Raw genomic sequence first — 22853 nt, 5'->3', positions numbered from 1 at the left:
CCGGCCGGTCGGGGTACCCGGGAGGAGGACGGCACCACCACTGGACCCGCTGTCCGACGAACGGAGGTGCGCGGATGAGGACGACCCTTCGCCTCGGCAGGATCGCCGGCATCCCGGTGGGCCTGCACTGGAGCGTGGTGGGCATCGTGCTCCTCGTGGCCATCGGCCTGGCCGCCCGCCAACTGCCCCTGCTCTTCCCCGGCTACCCGGTCGCCGCCTACGTGGTGGCCGGCATCGGCGCCGCCCTGCTCCTGGTGCTCTCCCTGCTGGTGCACGAACTCGCCCACGCCGTGGTCGCCCGCCGCAACGGCGTGGAGGTCGCCGGCATCACCCTGTGGCTGCTCGGCGGGGTCGCCCAACTCAGAGGAGAGGCACGCGACGCGGGCGCCGAGGCCCGCATCGCCGCGGTGGGACCGGCCGCCAGCGCGCTGCTCGCCCTCCTGTTCGCCGCGCTCGCCTCCGCGACCGCCCAGTTCGGCGCCGCCGCGCTGGTCGCGATCGTCTTCGTCTACCTCGCGCTGCTCAACGCGGCTCTCGCCGTCTTCAACCTCCTCCCCGCCGCGCCCCTGGACGGCGGGCGGGTGCTGCGGGCCGCGCTGTGGCGGTGGCGGGGCGATCGGTGGCGGGCGGCAATCTGGTCGGCCTACGCCGGGCGGGTGCTCGGTCTGCTCCTCATCGGCCTCGGCATCGCGCAACTGCTGTTCCGGGGAACGAACGGGCTGTGGTGGGTGCTGCTGGGCTGGTTCATCACCGCCGTCGCCGGAGCCGAGGCGCAACAGGCGAGGGTCGGCGCCGCCCTGGCCGACGTCCCCGTCCGGGACGTGATGCGCCACCCCGTGCCCAGCGCCGGCCCCGACACCACCCTGCACGGGTTCCTCCGGGACGGCCTGCCCACCGACCCGCCCCCACCAGCCGTGGTCCTGCTGGACCCCGACGGCCACGTCACCGGGCTCCTCACCCCGAACCGGATCCGGTCGGTGCCCGAGGACGCCCGAGGCACCGCCCGACTCGGCGAACTGGCGGTGCCAGCCGACCAGCTGATCAGGGTGCGGGTCGAGGAATCACTGGCCACCGTGGTCCCACGGCTGGGCGACCAGCGGCACGCCTGGATCCTGGTGGAGGACGCGGCAGGCCCGGTCGGGGTGCTGACGACCTCGGACGTCGCCGAGGCGGTCGCCGACCGGCGGTTGGGCGCGGCCACCTTCCCGATCCGGGTGGAGGGCACCGGACGCCGGCCCTCGACCCCACCCAGCGGGTGGTGGTTCCCCGGCCAACGACCGCCCGACTGACGGCATGCCGGGCCCCGTGTCCCCCGCCCCGGTCGGGCCTCGTCGGCACCACCGCCACGAGTGGGGCCACTCGACCCCCGCGACCAGGGCCCAAGGACTCCTGACGCGACGGGTGCCGGGGAGGCATCCTGAACGTGCTGGGCAACCAGTGACCCGCCCGAGGACAGGGTGAAGACCAGGAGCAGACCCCGTGTCAGCGTTCGACTGGTCACTCATCGTCGAAAGACGACGAGTTCCCCACCTCGGACGGGCCTTCCTCTGTGTGGGCTCTCTCGCCGCCGCTCGATTCATCCCGAGCCCCAGGACCCCGCGTCGGCCCGGGCTGCCAGCGCGTTGTCCGTGTCGCGGCCGCGTCGCGGTTCACCTGTCGTCGGCTCCAGCTGGTGCCGTGAACACGGCCGGGAGTTCCAGCGAGCCCAGTCGCCCAGGTACCGCGCCGCGCGTGGTGGCACCCGAGCATCGGCGGCCGGGCGGGGGCGAGCTCATCGTCCGCCGCACCCGGGCCATGACCACTCGCCCCGTGGTGGCCGTTCCGTCCGGGATCCGGTCCTCACGGGTGGCGGGTGCGGGCTCCGCGGCGACCCGCACCCCGGTTCCCGGCCATGCTGATCAGCAACCAGCGGAGGAGTACGACCACCCAGGCGCCCCGGGGTGGACGAGCCGACGTGCCTGGCGACGTCGGGCCCAACGGCCCTGTGGGCGACACCGCACCACCAGGCACAGTGGTGGTGCTGGGTAACCAGTGACCCGTTCGAGGACCTGGACGGACAGCCGGGACCATCAGGATCCCGACGTCCCGCGCCGCAAGTGGTCAGGCGGACCTCCCTCGAACGGGCCGTTCCATGTTCGGGGATGGATGAACTCCGATGTGGCCCCGAGCGCACAGGCGGCCGAATGGGAGGCAGGACAGCGTCACCGCCCCAGCTTCCCGGCCCCATCGGTAGCGGCCTGGCACCACCATCCTCGCTGGATGACCGTCTCCGGCAGACTGGGGTGGTGTCGCGCGCCGAGGAACTGTTGGACTGGTTGCGGACGCCCAGGGCCACCCGGTGGTTCACCGAGGAACCGGTGGCCGAACGGGACATCCAGGCGGTCTGCGAGGTCGCGCGGTGGACCGGGTCAGCCCGTAACCGGCAGCCGTGGCGGCTGCGGGTGGTCACCGAACAGGACGTCCGGCGACGCCTGAGCACCCTCGGGGACTACGCGCTCCACCTCGCCAACGCCCCCACCGTGCTCGCCATCGCCGTCGACCCGGAACTCGGCGGCCGGGACACCGGCTTCGACGAGGGCAGGTTGTGCCAGTCCATCCTGCTGGCCGCCCACGCGTTGGGCCTCGGGAGTTGCCCGGTGACGCTCCACCCCGAGCGGAACGTCGCCGCCGCCGGCCGGCTGCTGGGTCTGGAGGTCCGATGGCAGGTTCGCCACGTCGTCGCCCTCGGTCATCCCGCCCCGCCTCCCGCCGGGGTGTCCGCCATCCCCACCGGGCGGTTGGCCACCGGCGCCCTGCTCGGCGAGGACGACGCGGTCTGACCCGCCCGGCCCGACGCCGGTCGAACTCCGGCGACCCGGCCCCGGCCCGAGCCCGAACCGGAGGCCACCTGCGACGGAAGCCAGGCGGACGGGGCCAGGAGAACGGGCCAGGTGGGCGCGTCCCTGCGAGCGGAAGCGGAGGTACGCGCCCCGCCCGTCGCACCAGCCGATCACCACCGCAGGTCGACCCACACCAGCCGGTGGTCCGAGGCCAGGGCGAGCCGATCCAGAGCGGACCAGGACGGCGGCCAGCAGACGCCGCTCGCCCCCGGGTTCGTACCGGCCGAGGGCAGCGCGTAGTCGACCCGAAGACAGCCCGGTCCGTCCACCCCGAAGTCCGCGGTGGCCGTCCACCCGGTTCCCGACCACCCCCGTCGCAGGGCCGCCTCCACCGCGCCGAGGCTGCCCGGCCGGGTGTCGACGAGCCGGGGTGCGGCCAGCAGGCGGCGGATCGCACCCGGTTCCCGGTCGCCGGCCGAGGGGTCGGCGTTCAGATCACCCAGCACGACGAACTCGGCGCCCGGCGGCAGGCCACCTGCGGTACCCGCGTCGTTGTGCAGGTGGTCGGCACCGCCCGGCGACAGGTAGTCCACCCAGAACCGGACCTCGTCGTGGTTGCGCCGGACGTTCCGCCGTTCCGGGCCGTCGAAGGCGGGTGGGGTCGGGTGGGACGCCAGCACGTGCAGCGCGCGGGACCCCACCTGGACCGGCACATCCCAGTGCGACTTCGACGAGAGCGGGAACCGGTCGAGCACCTCGGGCGGGTAGTGGGGGCTGCCGTCCGGGGCGGACGGGAGCAGCGCGCCAGGCAGGTCCTGCCAGCGGAAACGCCGGAAGGTCCGCACCCGTTCGACGTTGATCGGGTGGCGGGACAGCAGGAGCATCCCGTACTGGCCGGGGAAATGCCCGTATCCCCAGGCGTCGTCGGGTCCGTCGAAGGCGCCGTCCCGGTCGAGGTCGAAACCCGAAGGCACTCCGGTGTTCACCGGCCCGAGGAAGCGGTGGTCGTAGCGCAGGGGTTCCGCGCCGAGCTGGGGGACCGCCAGGTAGTCGCGGACGAAGGTGGTGGCCGCCGCACCGTCGGAGTCGTGGTCGAACTCGGCGAGCAGCACGATGTCGGGGCGAACGCGTTGCAGCACCTCGGCCACCAGCCGTGCCTGCTCGCTGCCCGCGGGGTCGGACAGTTCGGCGGCCATCCCGCCCTCGACGGGGCGGGACAGCGCGGTGTTGAAGGTGGCCACCCGGACCGTGCCGGGGGTCGGTGGTGCGGGCACGCCGAGGCTGCCCGGTCGGAACCGGGCCGTGTCCCGACCGGTGGCGCGGGCGGTCCGGCGGGGCGGAGGCGTCGAGGTGGCGGTGGAGTCGCGGGGCGCGCGACGGGAGGGCGGGTCGGCGGTGGAGGACCACATGCCTCCAGCATCGTCCCCGCACGGCACCGTCGCCGATCAACGCCTCCCGCCTGGTGACGCCGACCGTCGCGCGGCCGGCGGGCTCCTCGGGGAGCGCGGCGCCCGTCTCTCTTGATCCCCGGGATGTGCTGCTCTTGACTGACGAGATGGCTGAATCCGCCCCGCCGTTGTGCCCGAAGATCATCCTTGAGGGCACACGGCTGACGAGGAAGACCGAACTGGCGTTCGCGCTCAACGAGCACCCCAGGGTGGTCGGGCCGCGGCGCTACCGGTACCACTCCCCGGTGATCTCCGGGGAGTGGGGCGGCCTGACCAACCAGGCGTGGGGCCCCAGTCCCATCTCCTTCGGACCGGAGGAGGAACCTGCGGCGGTCGAGGTGTTCCGGACCTGGACCCGGCTGTTCGAGCTGCACCGGTACTACTCGTGGATCGTGGACCGCTTCCACCTCTCGGCCCGCGCCGACCAGCAGCGTCGGGGCCGGGACTTCGACGACGCGGGGTTGGAGGAGCGGCTGCTGCCCCTGGGGTTCGCGATCGTGCTGTGCACCCGGGCCGAGGAGACCTTCGCCTCGGCGCGGGAGGAACGCCTGCTCGTCTCGGCCAAACCGGACCAGTACGACGACCTTGGGTTCTTCCTTGCCGAGCAGCGGGCGCTGCGTCGGCTGGCGGCGGCGAGCAGGTTGCCGGTCCTCGAACTGGAGGTGGCGGGCCGGACGGTCGGCGACCTCGCCGAGGAGGTCGCCGACTGGCTGGACCACCGGGACCTGCTGCGCGCCCCCACCGGTGCGGTTCCGGGCAGGCCCGCCGGGGCGGCCGGCGCGGCCCTTGACCAGGTCCGCTGAGCGCGGCGGCGGCGACCGGCGGGGCCCCTGCCCGTCGCTCCGGTCCCCCGCGTGGTGGAACCGCGCACGGCGATCCACCGTGGACTGGTCGGCGCGTCTCGGCCGACGGGTGGCCAGCCCGTCCGGACGCGGGCCAGCCCCAGTCGGCGGAGCCGGGTCGCCTCAGACGTAGGCGCGGGCGGCCCGGCCGTCCCGGAGGGTCTCGGCCCACCAGCCGAGCTGGTTCAGCAGGGCGCTCGCCGCACGGTTCACCCGGTCCGCGTCGCGGGGGTTCCCCTTGGCGTCGAAGCACGCGTCGGCGCCGTGGAAGCTGACGGTCTCCCGGATCGTGACCGCGTGCAGTTCCGCGAAGACCGCGCGCAGTTGCTCCACCGCGCGAAGGCCACCCGAGATCCCGCCGTAGCTGACGAAGCCGACGGGCTTGGTCTGCCACTCGGCGAACAGTGAGTCGATGGCGCTCTTCAGCGCACCGGGGTAGCCGTGGTTGTACTCGGGGGTGACGACCACGATCGCGTCGGCGGCCTCGATGCGCTTGGCGAACTCCTCGTCCTCCAGGTTCAGTTCGGCGGGGTCGATGACGTCGACGGTGGCGATGTCGGAGCGGTTGACGGCCTGGCCGACGAACCACCGGGTGACGGTGGGGCAGAACCTGCCCTCGCGGACGCTGCCCATGAGCACGGCGAGACGGTAGGGGGCGGGGGAGTGCGACATCGGTTCCTCCTCGACGGTGTGGCACGACCGGGTGGCCGTGCGTGAGGAACGCTAGGACCTGAACCTTTGTTCAGGTCAAGGACGTCCTGGGTGGACGGTGCAGTGGGCTGGGGCGACGCGCGGATTCCCTGACCCGCTCACCCCGCGGGCGGAACGGGCGAGAACCGCTGGTCGAGCGCGCGCGACCGTCTCCACGCGCGCACCTGCGGGACGGGGGGTGCGGCGTCCCGCGCCGGCCCGGAATTCACTCCACTGGGGAGCGCCCGGTGGGGTTGCCGGGCGTCCCCCACGTCGCCGTCCGGCGGGCGTCGGGGGTCGGCGGTGAGCGGGTGCGCACCGCGAGGGAGCGCCCCCTGGCGACGTCCACCCGGTGCCGCGTCGGGCGCGCGGGCACGTGGCCGGGGCGGGGGAGCGGGGCCGGCCCCGCCCCTACTCCCCGGCCGGTGTCAGCGGCGCTCCGCCGTCGTCGCCTCGTGCCGCCACACCGCGCGGCCCGCCACCACCGTGAGCACGACGCGGTGCCGGAACTCCCGGCCCTCGAACGGGGTGTTCCCCGACAGGCTGCGGGTGTCCGCCCGGCTCACCGTCCACGGGGTGTCCTCGGTGACGACGCAGAAGGTGGCTGGTTCGCCCACCGCGAGTGGCCGACCGGCAACCCCGTCGATGCCGGCGAGGGCGGCCGGCCGGTGGGACAACACCTCGGCCACCCGACGCCAGTCCACACCGGACGTCCCGTCGAACACCTCGGCGGTGACCGCCAGCGCCGTCTCCAACCCGGTCATCCCGAAGGCCGCCTCCCGCCACGGCCCGCGTTTGCGGTGCGCCGGGTGCGGGGCGTGGTCAGTGGCGACGACGTCGATCACCCCGTCGCGCAGGGCATCCCGCAGCGCCGGCGCCACCTCCGGGGCGCGCAGCGGCGGGTTGACCTTGTAGGTGGGGTCCCCCGTCCCGCTCCGGGTCGTGTCGAGCAACAGGTGGTGTGGGGTGACCTCCGCGCTGACCCGGGCCCCCCGTTCCCGGGCCCACCGGACGATCTCCACCGACCGGGGGGAGGACACGTGGCAGACGTGCAGGGGCGCGTCCCGCTCCAGGGCCAGCAGCGCGTCGCGGGCCACCACCACGTCCTCGGCCACCATCGGCCACGGCGGCAGCCCCAGCCGGGCGGCGACCGTGGCGTCGACCTGGCCGCCGCCGGCCAGGGCCGCGCTCTGCGCGTGCTGGGCGAACACCCCACCGGCCGGGCCGAGGTGGCGCAGGGCCCGGTCGACCAGGGCCGGGTCGTCCACACAGTGCCCGTCGTCGGAGAAGACCCGGACCCCGGCGGCGACCAGGGCGTCCAGGTCGGTCAGTTCGGCGCCGGCCAGGTCCCGGGTCACGGCGGCCACCGGGTGGACGCGGACCACGGCCTCCGCCGCCGCCAGCTCCGCCAACCACCGCACCCGGTCGACGGAGTCGGTCACCGGCCGGGTGTTGGCCATGGCGAAGACGTCGGTGAACCCGCCGGCGGCGGCCGACGCCGTCCCCGTCCGCACCGTCTCCGCGTCCTCACCGCCGGGTTCCCGCAGGTGGGTGTGCAGGTCCACGAACCCGGGCAGCAGCACCCCGCCCCGCCCGTCCAGCTCGCCCGCGCGGGGCGGGGAGCCCTCGGCGGGTTCCACGGCGGCGATGCGCCCGTCCCGCACGGTGAGGTCCACCGGGGGCCCCTCCCCGTAGGGGCGGACGGCACGCAACCGCAGCTCGCTCACCGGTCGCCACCGCCGGTCGGCAGGGCGAAGACGGGGCCGTCGGCGCAGATCAGCGGGCTCTCGCTGCCGGTGGTGGTGGCCGCCGTCGCGCAGCCGTGGCAGTAGCCCAACCCGCAGGCCATGTGCGCCTCCAACGACACCTGAACCCGCGCGCCCCACTCCTGGCCCAACGACCGGCACAGCTCGGCGAGCCGGTCGGAGCCGCAGACGAACACCTGGGCCGGTGGTCCGTCCGCCAGTTCCCCGGCCAGCCGGGACCGCAGCGCGGGCACCGCGCTGTCGCCGGCCTCGTCGGTGACGGCCAACACCCGTTCGACCCCGAGTTCGGCGAGGTCACCGGGCCCCACCAACGCCTCGGTGGTGCGGGCGCTGGTCACCGCGACGACCTCCACCCCGGTGGCCACCGCGTCCTCCACGGCGCCCATCACCGAGCAGACCCCGATGCCCCGGCCGACCACCAGCACGCGGCGGGTCCCGGGGTCGAGGGTGAAACCACGGCCGAGGGGACCGGTGACCAGCAGGTCCTCGCCCACCGCCACCTCGGTCAGCGCCCGGGTGCCGGCCCCGCCGGCCCCGTAGACGATCTCCACGACACCCTCGGCGGGGCGTCGGCGGTGCACCGCCATCGGACGTGGCAACACCGACCGGGACGGGGTGCTCTCCGGGATGGTGATCATGACGAACTGCCCGGCCAACGCCCGGTCGGCGATGCTGGGCGCCCGCAGGGTCAGCCGGTGGTAGCGGTCCCCGACGGGTTCGTGCGCCACCACCCGGCACTCGTCCCAGGTGGGTTCCGGTCGAGCGGCCGGCGGCAACGGCACCACCCGTTCGGCCAGGCTCCGCGACAGGGGGGCGGTCACCGCGCCCGCTCCTCACCCGTGGACGCGGCGGCGTCCAGGCGCAGCAGCGTCGCCGCCAGCACCCGGGTGCCCTCGGCGATCTCCGGCACGCTCGTCCACTCCGCCGGGGTGTGGCTCAGGCCGTCCCGGCTGGGCACGAAGACCATGCCCACCGGCACCACCCTGGTCAGCATCTGGCTGTCGTGGCTGGCCCCGCTGGGCATCACCCGGTAGGCGGAGCCGCAGTCGCGGGCCGCCCGGGTGATCTCGTCCTGGATCCAGGAGGGCAGCACCACCGGGGAGGTGTCGGCCAACAACCGGTCCCGCAGCCCGACGCCCCTGCGGGCCGCCACGGCGTGCGCCCGCGCGGTGAACTCGGCGGCCGTCTCCCGCTGCCGGGCGCTGTCGACGTCGCGCACGTCCAACCCGAACACCACCGCACCGGGGATGGTGGTCAGCGAGTTCGGGCTGACGTCGAGCCGCCCGACGGTGAGCCGGGTGCCGTGGTGGCGGGAGTCGGTGGCGATCTCCTCGGCCAGCAGCACCAGTTCGGCCGCGGCGGCCAACGCGTCCGCCCGCAGGTGCATCGGCGTGCCCCCGGTGTGGGAGGCCAGGCCGGTGACGGTGAACTCCAGGCGCGTGCTGCCGGAGATCACGTCGACGACCCCGATGGGCAGGTCGAGGGACTCCAGGACCTTGCCCTGCTCGATGTGCAGTTCGATGAACGCCGCCCACTCCTCGGCCGCCCACCGGGCCTCGGAGGCCCGCTCGGGCGCCAGCCCCACCGAACGCATCGCCTCGGCCATGCTCGTCCCCGCGGCGTCCCGCAGCCGGTCCAGGTCGGCGGCGTCGGTGAGCCCGGCCACCACGCGGCTGCCGGTGCAGGCCTGGCCGAAGCGCGCGCCCTCCTCGGCGGCGAAGGCCACGACCCGCAGCCGGTGCCTCGGCCGCACGCCGGAGTCGGCCAGCGCGCGGGCCACCTCCATGCCGGCGACGACCCCGACGATGCCGTCGAACCGGCCGCCGGAGGGCACGCTGTCCAGGTGGGACCCGGTGCCGATGGCCGGCGCGCCCGGATCGGTCCCCTCGAGTTCGGCGATGGTGTTCCCGACCGTGTCGGTCCACACCCGGTACCCCAACGGCCGCAACGTCGCCGCGAAGTACTCGTGCGCCTGGCGTTCCAACTCGGTGAACGCCAGGCGGGACACGCCGGGGCCGGGTTCGGTGAGCGAGGCGAGGTGGTCGAGGTCGGCGGCGATCCGGTCCTGGTCCACCGCGAGGACGAGCGGGTTCTCGGTGGTCGTCATCCCCGTGCCCTCCTGGTGGCCTCGTCCAGCTCCGCCGGCCGCACGGCCACGGCGGTCGCGACGATCTCGCCGCCGTGGGAGGACACCAGCCGGCGCAGCGGGTCGAGCACCCGCGGGGCTGGTTCGGTCAGCGCCGCCAACCCGGCCCGCAGACCGCGCAGCCGATCCACGTCCCCCAGCAGCCGGCCCAGGTCCTCGCGGACCGCCACCCTGGGCGCCCCCAACTCCCGGGCGGTGATATGGCCGAGGACAGCGGCCCCACCGTCCTCCTCCCAGGTCAGGACGGCGTCGACCCCGGTGGCGCGCAACTCCTCGGCGACGAGGGCGCCGAGCCGTTCGGCGGCGGCCGGGGAACGGGCCGGGTCGAGGACGGGCGGCCCGCCGGGCGCGGGGACGAGCAACTCGACGGCGGCGTCGACGGCGACGTCGCGCGGGGGTGGGGTAACCATGTCGGCCTCCAGGGGGTGGGTGACGGGGACGGGCGGGGGCCGGCGGGTCAGTCCGCCGTGGCGAGGACCTCGCTGAGCAGCGCGGTGCGCGGCACCCGCACGCCGTGGGAGCGCATCGCCTCCCCGGCGTGGTGGTCGGCCGGGGAGGGCGCGGCCGCGACCAGCACGACCGTCTCGTGCCGGTGCACCTCGCCCACCAGCAGCGACGGCCCGGCATCCCCGGCCGTGGCCGGGTCGCCGGTGGTGTCGTCGAGCACCGCGAAGGGCAGGCCGGTGTGCAGCGCGGTCGCCACGACCAGCGGCTGCTCCGCCGGCCCCACCCCGACGATGCGGTCCACCCCGGCGGGCAGGACGGGGGCCAGCAACGCGGCGGCCCGCCGCAGCAACGCCGGCCGCGCGACCCACCGGCCCCCGCGCAACGCGGCGGGCAGGGAGGTGGGCTGGGCGGGCGTGCCGCCGCCGGCGGCCAGGACGTCGGCGGCGAACTCGGTCGGGTCCACCCGAGGGCGCGTGGGGGAGGACTGCTGGTTCATCAGGTTCCTCTCTGCGTGGAATGGGCGACGTCCTCGCCGGACCACCCCAGGTCGAAGGACATCTCCCTGGCCGCGCGCAGCACGATCTCCGTCGCGCGGGCCCGGGTGAGCGGGTCGCTCATCCGGGAACCGGCCGCGGCCAGGGTGACGCTGGAGGTGACGGACCCGTCGGCGGCGAGCAGCGGAGCGGACACCGCCCACACGTCCCGGTCGAGTTCGTCGTCGCACACGTCGTAGCCCCGGTCCCGGACCACCGCCAGGTGGTCGAGGACCTCGGCCACGGTGCGCGGGGTGTCGGCGGTGAACCCGGTCATCGAGGTGCCCGCGAGCAGGGTGCGCACCACGTCCTCGGGCTGGTGGGCCAGGATGGAGCGGCTGGCGGCGGCCGCGTGCAACGGCATCTCCTGCCCGATCCGCACGAACAGCCGGAGCGGGTGCCGGGCCTCCACCAGGGCCACGCAGACGGGCAGCTCCCCGATCATCTCGGTGAGGAACACCGTCTCCCCGCTCTCCTCACCGGCCTGGGCCAGCGCCGCCGGGGGCACCACGAGCGGGCTGCCACCGTGGGAGCGCTGCGCGGACAGCGCGCGGGCCGCCGGGCCGATGAAGTACCGCTTGTTGACCCGGGACCGGCTGACGAAGCCCTGCTGGGTCAGGGTGGACAGGACGCGGTGCATGCTGCCGAGCGGGATGTCGAGCTCCTCGTGCAGGTCCTGGAGGGTCCTGCCACCCCGGGCGTTGCTCAACGCGGTGAGCACGTCCAGGGCGCGCACCACCACCTGCATCGGCTTGTCGACGCTCATGTCTCCCCCAGGGTCCGGACGTAGTCGGTCAGTCGGGTGGCATCCGCCGCCGCGCACCGCGCCGCGAGCCCGCGGGCGATCTCGGCCATGACGAACGGCCGGGCGAAGTGCGCCGTGCCGACCTGGACGGCGGTGGCGCCGACGGCCAGGAAGTCGAGCGCATCGTCCACGGTGGAGATACCACCACAACCGATCACCGGAACACCCACCGCTTCGGCGGTGGCCCAGGTGAGCCGGAGGGCGAGGGGTTTGACGGCGGGCCCGGACACCCCGCCGACCCGGTTGCCCAGGACGGGCCGGCGGGTCCGGGGGTCCAGGGTCATGCCGGGGAAGGAGTTGGCCACGGTCAACGCGGTCGCGCCGGCCTCCTCGGCGGCGCGGGCCACCTCGGCGATGGAGGACACCATCGGGGTGAGCTTGACCAGCACGGGAACGTCGGTGCGGGCGACGACCCCGGAGACGACGCGGGCGACCGCGTCCGGATCGGTGCCGATGTCCAGGCCGCCGTGTTCGAGGTTCGGGCACGACACGTTCACCTCGACCCCGTCGAACCGCGCCCCCGCCAGTTCGTCCATGACGGTGAGGTACTCGCCCACGGCCAGACCGCCGACGCTGACGATCACCGGGGCGGCCATCGCCCGGTAGCGGGGCAGCATCTCGCGGACGAACCCGTCGGTGCCCAGGCTCGGGATGCCCACGCTGTTGATCATGCCCATCGGGGTCTCGGTCAACCGGTGGGTCGGGTTGCCGCCACGCCGCCGGGCGAACACGGTCTTGGTGACGGTGGCGCCGATCTCGGACGTGGGCACCAGCGGGGCCAGCTCCGGCCCGAAGCACCCGGAGGCGGGCATCACCGGGTTGCGCAGGGTCAGCGAGCCCAGCCGGACCCGCAGGTCGGGGGCCGCGCCGCCCTCGGGGGCCGGGGCGGCGGCGAAGAACCGGGCGCGGGCGTCCTCCCCGGCCGGCGGGTCACCGACCGGACGCGGACCCGTCGTGACGGCGGTCACCGCTGGCCCTCCGAGCTCAGCCGCGCCGCCGCGTCCGCCGCCACCCGCAGCATCCGCAACTGCGCCGGCTCGTAGTCCTCCAACCAGCTGTCGGTGGCCCGGGAGGCGTGGGCGACCAGCAGGCCCCCGACCCGCAGCCCCACGGCCGCGCCCACGGCGAGCACCGTCTCGCACTCCATGTCCATCGCGTCCACCCCGAGCGCCTCGACCTGGGCGAAGCGGCGCGCGGCCCTGTCCTCCAGCCCGGGCACCGGGCGGCCCTCCCCGACGTAGTAGGAGTCGCAGGAGAGCACGGTGATGCCGTGCGCCCGTTCCCCCGCCCGGTCGGCGGTCGCTGCCAGGGCGGTGCGCACCTCGGGGCTGGACAGCGCCCGCACCTCGGGGTCGGCGTACCAGGAGGCGGCCCCGCCCTCGCGGACCGCCTCGGTGACCACGCACAGGTCACCGGGCGCGATCCGCGCCGACAGCGCCCCCATGCCCCCGGTCCGCAGCACCGTCCGCACGCCCAGCCGGGCCAGCTCCACCAGCGCGATCTCGGTGGAGGGGCCACCGATGCCGGTGGAGCACACCCCCACCTCGACCTCGCCCCGCCGGCCGACGCCCACGCGGAACTCGCGGTTCTGGCCCAGCACGCGGAAGTCGTCGAGCACGGCCGCCGCCCGGTCCACCCTGGCCGGGTCCCCGGGCAGCAGGCACACCTCGGGCAGGTCACCGGGCCCGCACGGCAGGTGCGGGGGCCGTCCGTCGAGCCACGGGTCGGCAGCGCTGCGAGGCACCAGGACTCCTTCTGTCAGGCGGAAGTCGATTTCCAGAATCGTCAGTGTGCGGTGCGCCATCACGGGGAGTCAACAGTCACGTTCCGTCCCCGACAGTGCGTGCAGAGTCAAATACGAGCCTCGACCAGCGCAAACGATCAACGCCGCCTCGTAGGGTCGTCCAAGCGGGCACTCTCCGTCGCGGACAACAATTCCGGATGACCACTTCCGCAACACGGAAGAAATGCTTAGTGTGCATCCTCGACTCGACCATCCGAGCCGGACCAGACCGGCTGACTCCCGCTGGAGCCGCCACCGTGACCCATCACACCCACGAGGACACCGCGCCGCCCGAGGCGGCCGCGACCGACCACAGGCGGCTGCTGGAGATCCGCGGTGTGAGCAAGGAGTACGTCAGCGTCAAGGGCGCCTCCGTGCGCGCCCTCGACGACGTCAACCTCGACATCGGCGACGGCGAGATCATCGCCATCATCGGCCCCTCCGGCTGCGGAAAGTCCACCCTGCTGCGGATGGTCGCCGGCCTCGACACCGACTACGAGGGCACCATCGAGTGGACCCGCGCTCCCCGCCCGGGCCGCGACATCGGCTTCGTCTTCCAGGAACCGGCCCTGCTGCCGTGGCGCACCGTCGCCCGCAACGTCTCCCTCGGCATCGAGGTCCAGAAGGACCGCTCCGACCTGCCCACCGACCGGGTCGACCAACTCCTCGAACTCGTCGGGCTGCGCGACTTCGCCAAGTCCTACCCCAAGGAACTCTCCGGCGGCATGCGCCAACGGGTCGCGATCGTCCGCGCCCTCGCCTACGACCCCCGGATCCTGCTCATGGACGAGCCCTTCGGCGCCCTCGACGCCATCACCAGGGACAAGCTCCACGACGACATCCTGCGCATCTGGGCCGCCACCAGGAAGACCATCGTCTTCGTCACCCACAGCGTCGAGGAGGCCGCCTACCTCGCCGACCGCGTCGTGGTCATGTCACCCCGCCCTGGCCGGCTCCGCTCCGTCCACCAGGTCCCCCTCGACCGGAACCGCGACGCCGCCACCCGGCAACTCCCGGTCTTCGCCGAGTTCGCCGGCATGCTGCGCGGGGAGCTGGCGTGAGCACCGCCGAGATCACCACCGGAGCCGCCACCCCGCCACCCGCTCCCGGCGGCAACCGACCCGGCGGCGGCCCCTTCGGCAAGGGAACCCCGCTGCGCCGGATCACCGTCGCCGCCGCCTACCTGGCCGTGGTCCTACTCGCCTGGCAGCTCTACGTCACCCTCGCCGACGTCCCCTCCTACCTGCTGCCCGACCCGCTCAGCGTCGGCGACGCCCTGTGGCGGCTGGCCAGCAGCGGCGAACTGTGGCCCCACCTCGGCTACACCGTCCGCAACATCGCCGTCGGACTCGGCGCCGGCATCGTCATCGGCTCCCTCCTCGGCTGGGTCATCGCCTCCTTCCGGACGGTCCGCCTGATCCTGGCGCCCTACGTCGTCATCCTCCAGGCCGCACCCAAGATCGCCCTCGCCCCACTGCTCGTCCTCTGGTTCGGCCTCGGCCTCGGCTCCCAGCTCGCGCTCATCGTGATGCTCGCCTTCTTCCCCATGATGATCGCGATGATGCTCGGCCTCGGCGAGGTCACCGACGACCAACGGGCACTGGGCCGCGTCCTCAACCTCGGACCCGCCCGGTTCTTCCGGCTCGTCCAACTGCCCACCGCGCTGCCCGCCCTGTTCGCCGGCGCCAGGATCGCGGTCATCGACGCGATGACCGGCGCGTTCCTCGCCGAGTACATCTCCGCCCAACAAGGCCTGGGATTCCTCATGGTCCAGGGCCGGAGCACCTACGACACGCCGCAGCTCATCGCCGCGGTCGTCCTCACCGTGGTCGTCGGACTGACCGGCTTCGCCCTGGTCAGCCTCGTCGAACGCCGGGCACTGCCCTGGCGCCGCTGACCCGCGACGGCCGGACCCGCCCCGTCCCGAAAGGACCCACCATGTCCCCTTCCCCCCGCTCCCTGCGCGGCGTCGCCGCCCTCGGCCTGGCCGCCGCCCTCGGCGGTGTCGCCGCATGCAGCCCCGCCGACAACGCCGGCACCACCACCGGCGGTGACGAGGGCACCACCTCGGTCACCGTGCAGATCGACGGCGCCGCCGTCCCCTACTACGCCCCCCTCTACGAGGCCGTGGAACAGGGCTACTTCGCCGACCACGGCCTCGACGTCGAGTTCACCTACGCCAACGGCGCCGACATCGTCCAGAACGTCGCCGCCGGCAACGTCGACTTCGGCTTCCCCAACGGCGACTCCGTCATCACCGCCTACGGCAGCGGCGTCCGCACCAACGTCGTCCACACCACCTACCAGAAGGGCATCGGCGCCCTGCTGTTCGCCAACGACAGCGGCATCGAGACCCCCGCCGACCTGGAAGGCCGCAGCGTCGCCGTCACCGACCTCGGCAGCCCCAACTACGCCCAGCTCCAGGCCATGCTCGACAGCGCCGACCTGACCGTCGACGACATCGACCTGCGCACCATCGGCACCGGCGCCATCGTCCAGGCCCTCCAGAGCGGCGAGGTCGACGCCATCGTCTTCTCCCGACTGCGCTACTTCGCCCTCCAGAACGCCGGGATGGACGTCGGCCAGATCCTCAGCGACGAGTACCTGCCCTCCTTCGGCAACATCCTCGTCACCAGCCCCGACACCGTCGAGAACACCCCGGAGGTCGTCGCCTCCTTCACCGCCGCCCTCGACGAGGCACTCCAGTACACGATCGACCACATCGACGAGTCCACGGCGATGTCCATCGAGAAGTACGCCCCCACCTTCGAGGGCCAGGAGGACGAGATCTCCGAGGTCCTCCGCGACGTCTACGCCGCCGAACTGTGGCAGTCCGCCGACACCGAGGAGAACGGCTTCGGCCACGGCAACCTCGACCGCTGGCAGGAGGCCATCGACTCCCAGGCCGAGTTCGAACTGATCGACGAGGCGTTCGACGCCGCCGACCTGGTCAGGGACCACCGTGAGCTCGACAACTGAGCGCCGCGACCGCGCCCTGCCCCTGCTGGTCGGCGCGGCCTCCCTCGCCGGCGGCGTCGGCCTGTGGTGGGCACTGGCCGCCTTCTCCGGCCTGCCCTCCTACGTGCTTCCCAGCCCCGGGCAGCTCGTCACCCGCGCCGTCTCCCTGTGGCAGGCCGGCGGGCTGAGCATCCACCTCCAGCAGACCCTCGCCGAGGTGCTCCAGGGAGTCGCCCTCGGCTCGGTCATCGGCATCGCCCTCGCGGTGCTCTTCGTCCGAGTCGGCTGGATCGAACGACTGCTCATGCCGATCATCGTCGTCATCCAGGTGACGCCGAAGATCTCCATCGCCCCGCTCATCGTCCTCTGGCTGGGCCTGGGCATCGGATCCAAGATCACCCTGATCACCCTGGTGACCTTCTACCCGGTGCTCATCAACATGGTCGGCAAGCTCCGAGGCATGCCCTCCACCATGCACGACCTCGCCGACGTCCTGAACATCCGACGCGGCCGACGCGCCCTGCTCATCGACCTGCCCTACAGCCTGCCCGCCCTCGCGGCGGGCCTGCGGGTCGGCGTGCTCCAGGCCGTCACCGCCGCCGTCATCGGCGAGTTCATCGGAGCCCAGGCCGGCCTGGGCTACCTGGAGAAGCAGGCACAGGACAACGACGACATCCAGGTCGTCATGATCTGCCTCATCCTGCTCTCCGCGATCGGCTGGGCCCTCTACACCCTGGTGGGGCTCATCGAACGCAAACTCACCGAGCGGTTCGGCGGCTGACCCCACCCCGCCCCGGGAGGGACACGTCGAACCACCGGGCACGGCGGCCCGCCCCACCCCCGGGGCGGGCCGCCCGCATCCCGGCCCCGGCTGGCACGCCCACCGGAAACGTCGCGCTGATCTGCCAGAACACCCCAACCCTGTGAGAATTCCAGGGATGGACAGTGTCGCGACGAATCTCGCGCTGGTTCTGCTCTTCGTCTTCGCCGGCGGCTACTTCGCCGCCTCCGAGATCGCGCTGGTGTCGCTGCGCGACAGCCAGGTCGACAGACTCGCCGCCACCCGGGGCAACCGGGGGAAGCGACTGGCCAGGCTCCGCTCCGACCCCAACCGCTTCCTCTCCGCCGTGCAGATCGGCGTCACCTTCACCGGGTTCTTCGCCTCCGGCTACGGAGGCGCCACCATCGCCGTCCGCCTCGAGCCCTACCTCGCCGACTGGGGACTGCCCGCCGGCCTCGCCGCCACCCTCGCGCTGGTCCTGGTCACCCTCTTCGTCTCCTACCTGTCCCTGGTCCTCGGCGAACTCGCCCCCAAGCGCCTCGCCCTCCAGAAGTCCGAAGGGGTGGCGCTGTTCACCGCCGGCGTCCTCGACCGCCTCGCCACCGTCTTCCGCCCCCTGATCTGGCTGCTCTCCCGCTCCACCAACGCCGTGGTCCGCCTCATGGGCATCGACCCGCAGGCCGCCGAGGAGAAGGTGGGGGAGGAGGAACTGCGGGACATGGTCCGCACCAACGAACAGCTGACCGTGGAGGAACGCCGCCTGCTCGACGACGCCTTCGCCGTCGGCGACCGCGTCCTCAGCGAGGTCATGATCCCCCGCACCGAGGTCGAGTTCCTCGACGCCGACCTCCCCCTGCCCGACGCGGTCCGCCTCATGCGCGGCAAACCCCACTCCCGCTACCCGGTGATCCGCGAGTCCCCCGACGACGTCGTCGGCTTCGTCCACGTCCGCGACCTGCTCGCCGTCGTCGACGGCGAGGACCCCCAAGGACGCACCCTCGCCGACATCGCCCGCCCCGTCGCGGCCTTCCCCGGCAGCAAACCGGTGCTGGCCGCGCTCTCCCAGATGCGCCGCAAGGGCGGGCACCTCGCCATGGTCATCGACGAGTACGGCGGCACCGACGGCATCGTCACCGTCGAGGACCTCGTCGAGGAGGTCGTCGGCGAGATCTACGACGAGTACGACCCCGGCGCCGTCCCCTCCCGGCGATCCCCCGAAGGCTCCGTCGAGGTCGACGGACTGCTGCACCGCACCGAGGTGGAGGAACAGACCGGCCTCACCCTGCCCGACGGCCCCTTCGACACCCTCGCCGGCTACGTCGTCGCCCTGTTCAACCGCCTACCCCGGGAGGGCGACAGCGTCGAAGCCCTCCACCACCGCTTCACCGTGCGTGCCCTCGACGGCCGCCGCGTCTCCCGCATCCTCGTCACCCCCCTGCGGCGGTCACGACCCGCCGAGGAGGACGAGGACTGAGGTCGTCCTCGCGGGGCGGACCGCTAGCCGACGGCCGGCCCGGGCCACCCGGCGCCGGCCTCCAGGTCCGCCAACAACGCCGCGATCCGCCCGTGCAACTCCGTGGGCACGCTGATCGACCACCGCGCCTCCGCCTCGGCCGCCAACTCCCGGGTCCACCGCCACGACCGCACCGCCGCCGCCAACACCGAAGCCGGCTCGGCGGCGGACGTGGTGGCCCGGTAACGCTCGACGTCGGCCGCCGGCAGGTCCTGCTCCACAGCCCGGCTCGGCGTCAACCAGTGCCGGGTCGAGTCCCGGAGCAACCGGCACAACTTCAACTGCGCCGGCGCCACCATGAACTGCGCCCAGGCATGCGCCCGCGCCGTCTCACCCCGCGCCAACAGGTGAGCCTCCATCAACGTCCAGTTCGTCAGCTCACCCACCAGGTGCGACGCCGTCCCCACCGGCTCCGGCGGCTGGAACTCGGCGAGCGTGCGCGCCGCCGACGTGAGCCGCCCGTCCCGGTCCAACACCACGGCACGCTCGGTGTCGGGCAGGTGGATCATCCCCCGCCAGCCGCGCACCTGCTCCACGCCCGCACCCGAGGCCGTCACGTGGAACTCGCCACGCATCAGGTCGTCGAAGACGACGGTGAGAACCCCGAACTGGTTCTCGTAGGAGTAGGCCACCGGGCCGAGGCGGGCGGCGAACTCCACCCCGTCGAAGTCCGCGACGTCCGCGTCCCGGACGAACAGGTAGGCCTCCACGTCGGAGTAGGCGTCGGCCTCCCCCAGGGTCCAGGACCCGTAGAGCAGCACGCCGTCGAGCCGGGGCTCCGCGTGCGCGGCCTCCCGGAACCGGTCGATGCGGCGGGCGAGGGCGGTCGGTTCGGTGTGGGGCATGGTGGGACTCCTCCCTGAAGTGCACGAACTGGTTCCCGCGCCCGGCCGGAGACGGCCTGCGGACGCGAGCGGCGGTGACGGCGCGGAACCGTGTCCTCAGGAAGTGCTCATGCGCGGATGGTATCGAACGAGCGATGGGGGAGAGGTGGGCGACCACTACGCTTGAGGCGGTCGAGCACCGGGGCCGATGGGCACCTTCCCGGCGGCCTTCGCCGGTTCGGCATGCTGATCTGGTGGTGTTTCGGGCCGCCGGAAGGCTGGGGAGGAGGCACCATCGAGTGAGGCGAGATTTCAGCGAACCCCCCGGGTCTGATGTCAAACCTCGGGTTCGCTGCAGAACCGTGTCCGATAGGGTGGTCCAGACGCCTGCTGACCTGCGACTTTACTCTCGGGTCCTCATCGCTCCTACGAGGAGTTCCAACAAGCATGCCGATCGACACCACGTCCGACCACGGGTCCTCATCGCTCCTACGAGGAGTTCCAACGCGGGCGCGGGAGGGAGGAGGCCGAGTTCGCGCAGGTCCTCATCGCTCCTACGAGGAGTTCCAACCTGAGCCAGGGGGCATGGAGCGCTGGCAGTTCGAACGGTCCTCATCGCTCCTACGAGGAGTTCCAACCGCCATACCACAGGCCCCGGACAAATCCGCTGTCACCGTCCTCATCGCTCCTACGAGGAGTTCCAACACGCGGCCGCCGACGACGTCTTGGCCGAACTGGAAGCCAGTCCTCATCGCTCCTACGAGGAGTTCCAACGCGACTCCCTCCACCGGGTAGCCGTCAGTGGCGTGGTCCTCATCGCTCCTACGAGGAGTTCCAACCAGCGGTCGGTGCGGCGGAGGTGGAAGATCTGCTGGTCCTCATCGCTCCTACGAGGAGTTCCAACAAGTCGACGCGCCGGACGAGGGCGTGGTGTGCCCGGGTCCTCATCGCTCCTACGAGGAACCACAACCATCCCGCCGTGCAGCCAGGGTTGCCGAAGCCCTGGCGTGACCACGAGGGCGACCGGGGATCTGCGTTCGCCCGGTCGCGGGCGTGGACACCCTGCCGGAGCGGCAGGGGATCGAGGGGAACGACCAGGAGAAGGGCTGGCTCGAGGGGCTTACCGACTACCTGGTCGCGCTCGCCGGCACTGCCCGGTGGCTCGGTTGCGGCCTGGAGGAGGTCCGCCGGTTGCTGGCATCTGCCGCAACGGCGGTCGCGCGGCTAGTGGGTGTGGTGGGGGCGACGTGCCCGAGAGCCCCCGGTTGCGAGCCGGCGCTTAGGAGTGGCGGGATGGTGCACGCGGCGACCCACACCGTCGCGGTGATCCGCAGCTTCGTTCCGGCTGCTACCGCGCTCGCCGCACCCCGTTGAGCTCCTCCGCTTCGTGGGCGGGGCCGCTAGTCACTCAAAAATGTTAGTCGATAACATTTGTCCGTGGCTACGGTGTCGAAGCGTGAGCGCACGCTGGCTCTGCTGACCGAGCGCGCGCTCGCGCTCTTCGAGGAACAGGGGTTCGACCAGACGAGCGTGGTGCAGATCGCCGCGTCCGCAGGGGTCTCGGAGATGACGTTCTTCCGGCACTTCGGCTCCAAGGAACAGGCGGTCCTCGTCGACCCCTTCGACCCGGTGATCGCTCGTGCCATCGGCCAGCGCCCGCTGGGCGAGGCTGCGCTGCTTCGGGCGGTTCGAGGCGTGCGTGGCGCGTTGAGCGGACTCGACGACGCGGAGCTGGGCATGGTTCGCCGTCGAGTGCGCATCATCGCGTCGACTCTGACCCTGCGCGTGGCGTTGGCGAAGCAGAACGAGGAGACGGCGGCGGCCATCCAGCAGCAGCTGATCAGCGACGGTACCGATCCCCGCGCTGCCCGGGCCGCCGCCGCCGCGCTGCTGGGCGCACTCTCCGCCGGACTCTTCGAGTGGGCGGAGAACGAGGGCACCACCTTGGTCGAAGCGATCGAGACGGCGCTCAGCGTGTTGGAGGTCGGGGCGTGACCGCCTTGCTCGAGGTCACCGGTGCCGTGCGCTCCTACTCCCCGGGCGTGGGCGTGCGGGGAGTGACGCTCACGGTGGAAGAGGGAGAGGTGCACGCCCTGGTGGGCCTCAACGGTGCGGGAAAGACGACGCTGATGCGCCTGATCCTCGGCATAGCGCGGTTGCGATCCGGAGACATCCGCATCGCTGGTACGCCGGTGGCGCGAATGACCGGGAGCAGGTGGCGATGCGTGGGCCACATGCTCGATCGGCCGTTCGCCTACCCGGAACTCACCGCACAGCGGAACATGCTGGTCGCGGCCAGATTGCGCGGACTGCCCGCCAGTACGGCGGCCGAGGCCGCGCGGAAGGCCCTGGACGACGCCGGGCTCGGTGACTACGCGGCCGTGCGGGCGGGACGGTTGTCCCAGGGGAACCGGCAGCGGCTCGGCGTCGCCGTGGCGATGCTGGACGAGCCACGGCTCCTCGTGCTCGACGAACCCACCAACGCCCTCGATCCGGCCGGGGTGATCGACCTGCGTGAGCGGCTCCGCCGTCGCGCGGCACGCGGTGCGGGCGTTCTGGTCTCCAGCCACCACCTCGACGAGGTGGCCCGGATCGCTCATCGGATCACGGTCATGAACCGTGGAGAGATCGCCGGAACCCTCGACCCCGGCGGAACCGATCTGGAACGAGCCCTGTTCGACCTCGTGCTCTCCGACGACGAGCGACGAAACCGGGAGCGGGTATGAACAATTTCCGAGGAGCGTGCTGGGTCGAGATCCACAAGGCCTCAGCAGCTCGGCCCTTGTGGATCACCGGCGGTGTCTTCGTCGTCGGTCTCGCGTTGCTCGGCTGCGGTCTGGTCCTCGCCGTCTCCACGGGGAACGACCAGGTGGTGGACCGGCTCGGCGCCGCCGCCGATCTCGACGGCTGGCCGCTGCTGTTCACGATCGTCACCCAGATCGCCGCCGCTGGTGGCCTGCTCGCGTTCGGCATCGCGTTGAGCTGGAGTTTCGGACGGGAGTTCACCGACGGCACCGTCCTCGGGCTGCTGGCCTCCCCGACAACACGGTCGGTGGTGGTGTTGGCCAAGCTGCTGACCCATCTGCTCTGGGTGTGCGCGGTCGCGTTGGTGTCGGTTGGCGCACTGTTCCTGGTGGGCATCCTGCTGGGATTGGGTCCTGTCAACGGCGACGTGCTGGCCGACTTCACCCGGCTGGTGCTGTTGCTCGTCCTGACCGGTGCCGTGGTGGTCCCCACGTCCTTGGTAGCCACCCTCGGCCGAGGGGCACTTCCCGGGATAGGGGCGGCCATCGCCCTCATCGTGGTGTCCCAGGTGGCGGCGATCGTGCAGCCCGCAACGGCCGCGTGGCTGCCCTTCGCGACTCCGGCGATCTGGGCGCTCTTCCCCGAGGTGGTGGGTATGGCCCAACTGGGGCTCGTCATCGCCACCAGCGCGGTGTTCTGCGGTCTCACGGTCCACGTGTGGAACCGCTTGGAGCTGGACCGAGGAGTGTGAGC

Annotated in this window: 23 protein-coding genes and 1 CRISPR repeat array; of the genes, 12 read left to right on the top strand and 11 right to left on the bottom strand. The window is 72.8% G+C overall.

Annotation, left to right across the window (positions count from 1 at the left end; genetic code table 11):
• Nucleotides 1-74: 74 nt before the first annotated feature.
• Both C1701_RS01750 and C1701_RS01740 read left to right on the top strand, forming a co-directional pair.
• Nucleotides 75-1289 carry a site-2 protease family protein gene (locus tag C1701_RS01750; RefSeq protein ID WP_103055401.1) on the top strand — a complete coding sequence of 405 codons (1215 nt, stop codon included), beginning with the start codon at nt 75-77 and terminating at the stop codon, nt 1287-1289.
• Nucleotides 1290-2285: 996 nt separating this feature from the next.
• A complete protein-coding gene (locus tag C1701_RS01740) occupies nt 2286-2819 on the top strand; it encodes a nitroreductase family protein (protein WP_051713156.1) in 534 nt (177 codons plus the stop codon).
• Between the two features lie 170 nt (nt 2820-2989).
• Here the strand turns inward: C1701_RS01740 and C1701_RS01735 are convergent, their stop codons facing one another.
• Nucleotides 2990-4228 (bottom strand): endonuclease/exonuclease/phosphatase family protein, encoded by a 1239-nt coding sequence (locus tag C1701_RS01735; RefSeq protein WP_103055399.1) that lies wholly within the window; start codon nt 4226-4228, stop codon nt 2990-2992.
• 146 nt (nt 4229-4374) lie between these two features.
• On the opposite strand from C1701_RS01735, the gene C1701_RS01730 reads away from it, so the two are divergent.
• Nucleotides 4375-5070: a hypothetical protein gene (locus C1701_RS01730; RefSeq protein WP_337662072.1), complete on the top strand. Its 696-nt coding sequence runs from the start codon at nt 4375-4377 to the stop codon at nt 5068-5070.
• A 162-nt stretch (nt 5071-5232) separates the two neighbouring features.
• Here C1701_RS01730 and C1701_RS01725 read toward each other — a convergent pair whose 3' ends face one another.
• The 9 genes from C1701_RS01725 to C1701_RS01685 form a co-directional block, all read right to left on the bottom strand.
• Nucleotides 5233-5781, bottom strand: a complete 549-nt coding sequence (locus tag C1701_RS01725; RefSeq protein ID WP_103055398.1) for an NADPH-dependent FMN reductase — start codon at nt 5779-5781, stop codon at nt 5233-5235.
• 446 nt (nt 5782-6227) lie between these two features.
• Nucleotides 6228-7526, bottom strand: coding sequence for a dihydroorotase (locus tag C1701_RS01720; protein ID WP_103055397.1), 1299 nt, complete (start codon nt 7524-7526; stop codon nt 6228-6230).
• A complete protein-coding gene (locus C1701_RS01715; RefSeq protein WP_026420493.1) occupies nt 7523-8386 on the bottom strand; it encodes an iron-sulfur cluster-binding protein in 864 nt (287 codons plus the stop codon). The genes C1701_RS01720 and C1701_RS01715 overlap by 4 nt, the downstream gene beginning before the upstream one ends.
• Entirely contained in the window at nt 8383-9672 is a 1290-nt protein-coding gene (locus C1701_RS01710) for a Zn-dependent hydrolase (RefSeq protein ID WP_030106578.1), read from the bottom strand. Before C1701_RS01710 ends, C1701_RS01715 begins: the two co-directional genes overlap by 4 nt.
• Nucleotides 9669-10121, bottom strand: a complete 453-nt coding sequence (locus C1701_RS01705; protein WP_103055396.1) for a hypothetical protein — start codon at nt 10119-10121, stop codon at nt 9669-9671. Before C1701_RS01705 ends, C1701_RS01710 begins: the two co-directional genes overlap by 4 nt.
• A 47-nt stretch (nt 10122-10168) precedes the next feature.
• Nucleotides 10169-10654: a hypothetical protein gene (locus C1701_RS01700; protein WP_030227049.1), complete on the bottom strand. Its 486-nt coding sequence runs from the start codon at nt 10652-10654 to the stop codon at nt 10169-10171.
• On the bottom strand, nt 10654-11457 hold the full coding sequence (locus C1701_RS01695) for an IclR family transcriptional regulator (RefSeq protein WP_026420489.1): 804 nt from the start codon (nt 11455-11457) through the stop codon (nt 10654-10656). The genes C1701_RS01700 and C1701_RS01695 overlap by 1 nt, the downstream gene beginning before the upstream one ends.
• Entirely contained in the window at nt 11454-12464 is a 1011-nt protein-coding gene (locus C1701_RS01690) for a dihydroorotate dehydrogenase (RefSeq protein WP_026420488.1), read from the bottom strand. The genes C1701_RS01695 and C1701_RS01690 overlap by 4 nt, the downstream gene beginning before the upstream one ends.
• Nucleotides 12461-13240 carry a phosphorylase family protein gene (locus C1701_RS01685; RefSeq protein WP_030106581.1) on the bottom strand — a complete coding sequence of 260 codons (780 nt, stop codon included), beginning with the start codon at nt 13238-13240 and terminating at the stop codon, nt 12461-12463. Before C1701_RS01685 ends, C1701_RS01690 begins: the two co-directional genes overlap by 4 nt.
• Before the next feature lie 296 nt (nt 13241-13536).
• Here C1701_RS01685 and C1701_RS01680 point away from each other — a divergent pair, with 296 nt between their 5' ends.
• From C1701_RS01680 to C1701_RS01660, 5 genes are all read left to right on the top strand, one after another.
• Nucleotides 13537-14340 carry an ABC transporter ATP-binding protein gene (locus tag C1701_RS01680; protein WP_245588957.1) on the top strand — a complete coding sequence of 268 codons (804 nt, stop codon included), beginning with the start codon at nt 13537-13539 and terminating at the stop codon, nt 14338-14340.
• On the top strand, nt 14337-15176 hold the full coding sequence (locus tag C1701_RS01675; protein ID WP_026420485.1) for an ABC transporter permease: 840 nt from the start codon (nt 14337-14339) through the stop codon (nt 15174-15176). Before C1701_RS01680 ends, C1701_RS01675 begins: the two co-directional genes overlap by 4 nt.
• A 41-nt stretch (nt 15177-15217) precedes the next feature.
• Nucleotides 15218-16258: an ABC transporter substrate-binding protein gene (locus C1701_RS01670; RefSeq protein ID WP_103055395.1), complete on the top strand. Its 1041-nt coding sequence runs from the start codon at nt 15218-15220 to the stop codon at nt 16256-16258.
• Nucleotides 16242-17018, top strand: coding sequence for an ABC transporter permease (locus C1701_RS01665; protein WP_026420483.1), 777 nt, complete (start codon nt 16242-16244; stop codon nt 17016-17018). Before C1701_RS01670 ends, C1701_RS01665 begins: the two co-directional genes overlap by 17 nt.
• A gap of 157 nt (nt 17019-17175) precedes the next feature.
• Nucleotides 17176-18492 (top strand): hemolysin family protein, encoded by a 1317-nt coding sequence (locus tag C1701_RS01660; protein WP_026420482.1) that lies wholly within the window; start codon nt 17176-17178, stop codon nt 18490-18492.
• Between the two features lie 23 nt (nt 18493-18515).
• Here the strand turns inward: C1701_RS01660 and C1701_RS01655 are convergent, their stop codons facing one another.
• Nucleotides 18516-19376, bottom strand: a complete 861-nt coding sequence (locus C1701_RS01655; protein WP_103055394.1) for a DNA polymerase subunit beta — start codon at nt 19374-19376, stop codon at nt 18516-18518.
• A gap of 392 nt (nt 19377-19768) precedes the next feature.
• A CRISPR array of direct repeats spans nt 19769-20325; the repeat unit is 30 nt; unit sequence GTCCTCATCGCTCCTACGAGGAGTTCCAAC.
• 83 nt (nt 20326-20408) lie between these two features.
• Between C1701_RS01655 and C1701_RS01650 the strand changes: the two genes are divergently transcribed.
• The 4 genes from C1701_RS01650 to C1701_RS01635 all read left to right on the top strand — a co-directional run bounded on the left by C1701_RS01650 (nt 20409) and on the right by C1701_RS01635 (nt 22851).
• A complete protein-coding gene (locus tag C1701_RS01650) occupies nt 20409-20729 on the top strand; it encodes a hypothetical protein (protein ID WP_026420481.1) in 321 nt (106 codons plus the stop codon).
• Between the two features lie 63 nt (nt 20730-20792).
• On the top strand, nt 20793-21350 hold the full coding sequence (locus C1701_RS01645; protein ID WP_337662071.1) for a TetR family transcriptional regulator: 558 nt from the start codon (nt 20793-20795) through the stop codon (nt 21348-21350).
• Nucleotides 21347-22081: an ABC transporter ATP-binding protein gene (locus tag C1701_RS01640; protein WP_103055392.1), complete on the top strand. Its 735-nt coding sequence runs from the start codon at nt 21347-21349 to the stop codon at nt 22079-22081. The genes C1701_RS01645 and C1701_RS01640 overlap by 4 nt, the downstream gene beginning before the upstream one ends.
• On the top strand, nt 22078-22851 hold the full coding sequence (locus C1701_RS01635) for an ABC transporter permease (protein WP_103055391.1): 774 nt from the start codon (nt 22078-22080) through the stop codon (nt 22849-22851). The genes C1701_RS01640 and C1701_RS01635 overlap by 4 nt, the downstream gene beginning before the upstream one ends.
• The last annotated feature ends 2 nt before the right edge of the window (nt 22852-22853 follow it).

The organism is Actinoalloteichus sp. AHMU CJ021 (assembly GCF_002895405.1).
GTDB lineage: Bacteria > Actinomycetota > Actinomycetes > Mycobacteriales > Pseudonocardiaceae > Actinoalloteichus_B > Actinoalloteichus_B caeruleus.
Note: the sequence above shows the minus strand (reverse complement) of the source record. Positions and strands in the feature narration are given on the sequence as shown.

Excerpts from the sequence above, each read along its gene's own strand:
- C1701_RS01705 (WP_103055396.1), bottom strand. The coding sequence starts at position 10,121 with ATGGTTACCCCACCCCCGCGCGACGTCGCCGTCGACGCCGCCGTCGAG.
- C1701_RS01695 (WP_026420489.1), bottom strand. The coding sequence starts at position 11,457 with ATGAGCGTCGACAAGCCGATGCAGGTGGTGGTGCGCGCCCTGGACGTG.
- C1701_RS01700 (WP_030227049.1), bottom strand. The coding sequence starts at position 10,654 with ATGAACCAGCAGTCCTCCCCCACGCGCCCTCGGGTGGACCCGACCGAG.
- C1701_RS01655 (WP_103055394.1), bottom strand. The coding sequence starts at position 19,376 with ATGCCCCACACCGAACCGACCGCCCTCGCCCGCCGCATCGACCGGTTC.
- C1701_RS01710 (WP_030106578.1), bottom strand. The coding sequence starts at position 9,672 with ATGACGACCACCGAGAACCCGCTCGTCCTCGCGGTGGACCAGGACCGG.
- C1701_RS01725 (WP_103055398.1), bottom strand. The coding sequence starts at position 5,781 with ATGTCGCACTCCCCCGCCCCCTACCGTCTCGCCGTGCTCATGGGCAGC.
- C1701_RS01750 (WP_103055401.1), top strand. The coding sequence starts at position 75 with ATGAGGACGACCCTTCGCCTCGGCAGGATCGCCGGCATCCCGGTGGGC.
- C1701_RS01730 (WP_337662072.1), top strand. The coding sequence starts at position 4,375 with ATGGCTGAATCCGCCCCGCCGTTGTGCCCGAAGATCATCCTTGAGGGC.
- C1701_RS01670 (WP_103055395.1), top strand. The coding sequence starts at position 15,218 with ATGTCCCCTTCCCCCCGCTCCCTGCGCGGCGTCGCCGCCCTCGGCCTG.
- C1701_RS01660 (WP_026420482.1), top strand. The coding sequence starts at position 17,176 with ATGGACAGTGTCGCGACGAATCTCGCGCTGGTTCTGCTCTTCGTCTTC.
- C1701_RS01635 (WP_103055391.1), top strand. The coding sequence starts at position 22,078 with ATGAACAATTTCCGAGGAGCGTGCTGGGTCGAGATCCACAAGGCCTCA.
- C1701_RS01735 (WP_103055399.1), bottom strand. The coding sequence starts at position 4,228 with ATGTGGTCCTCCACCGCCGACCCGCCCTCCCGTCGCGCGCCCCGCGAC.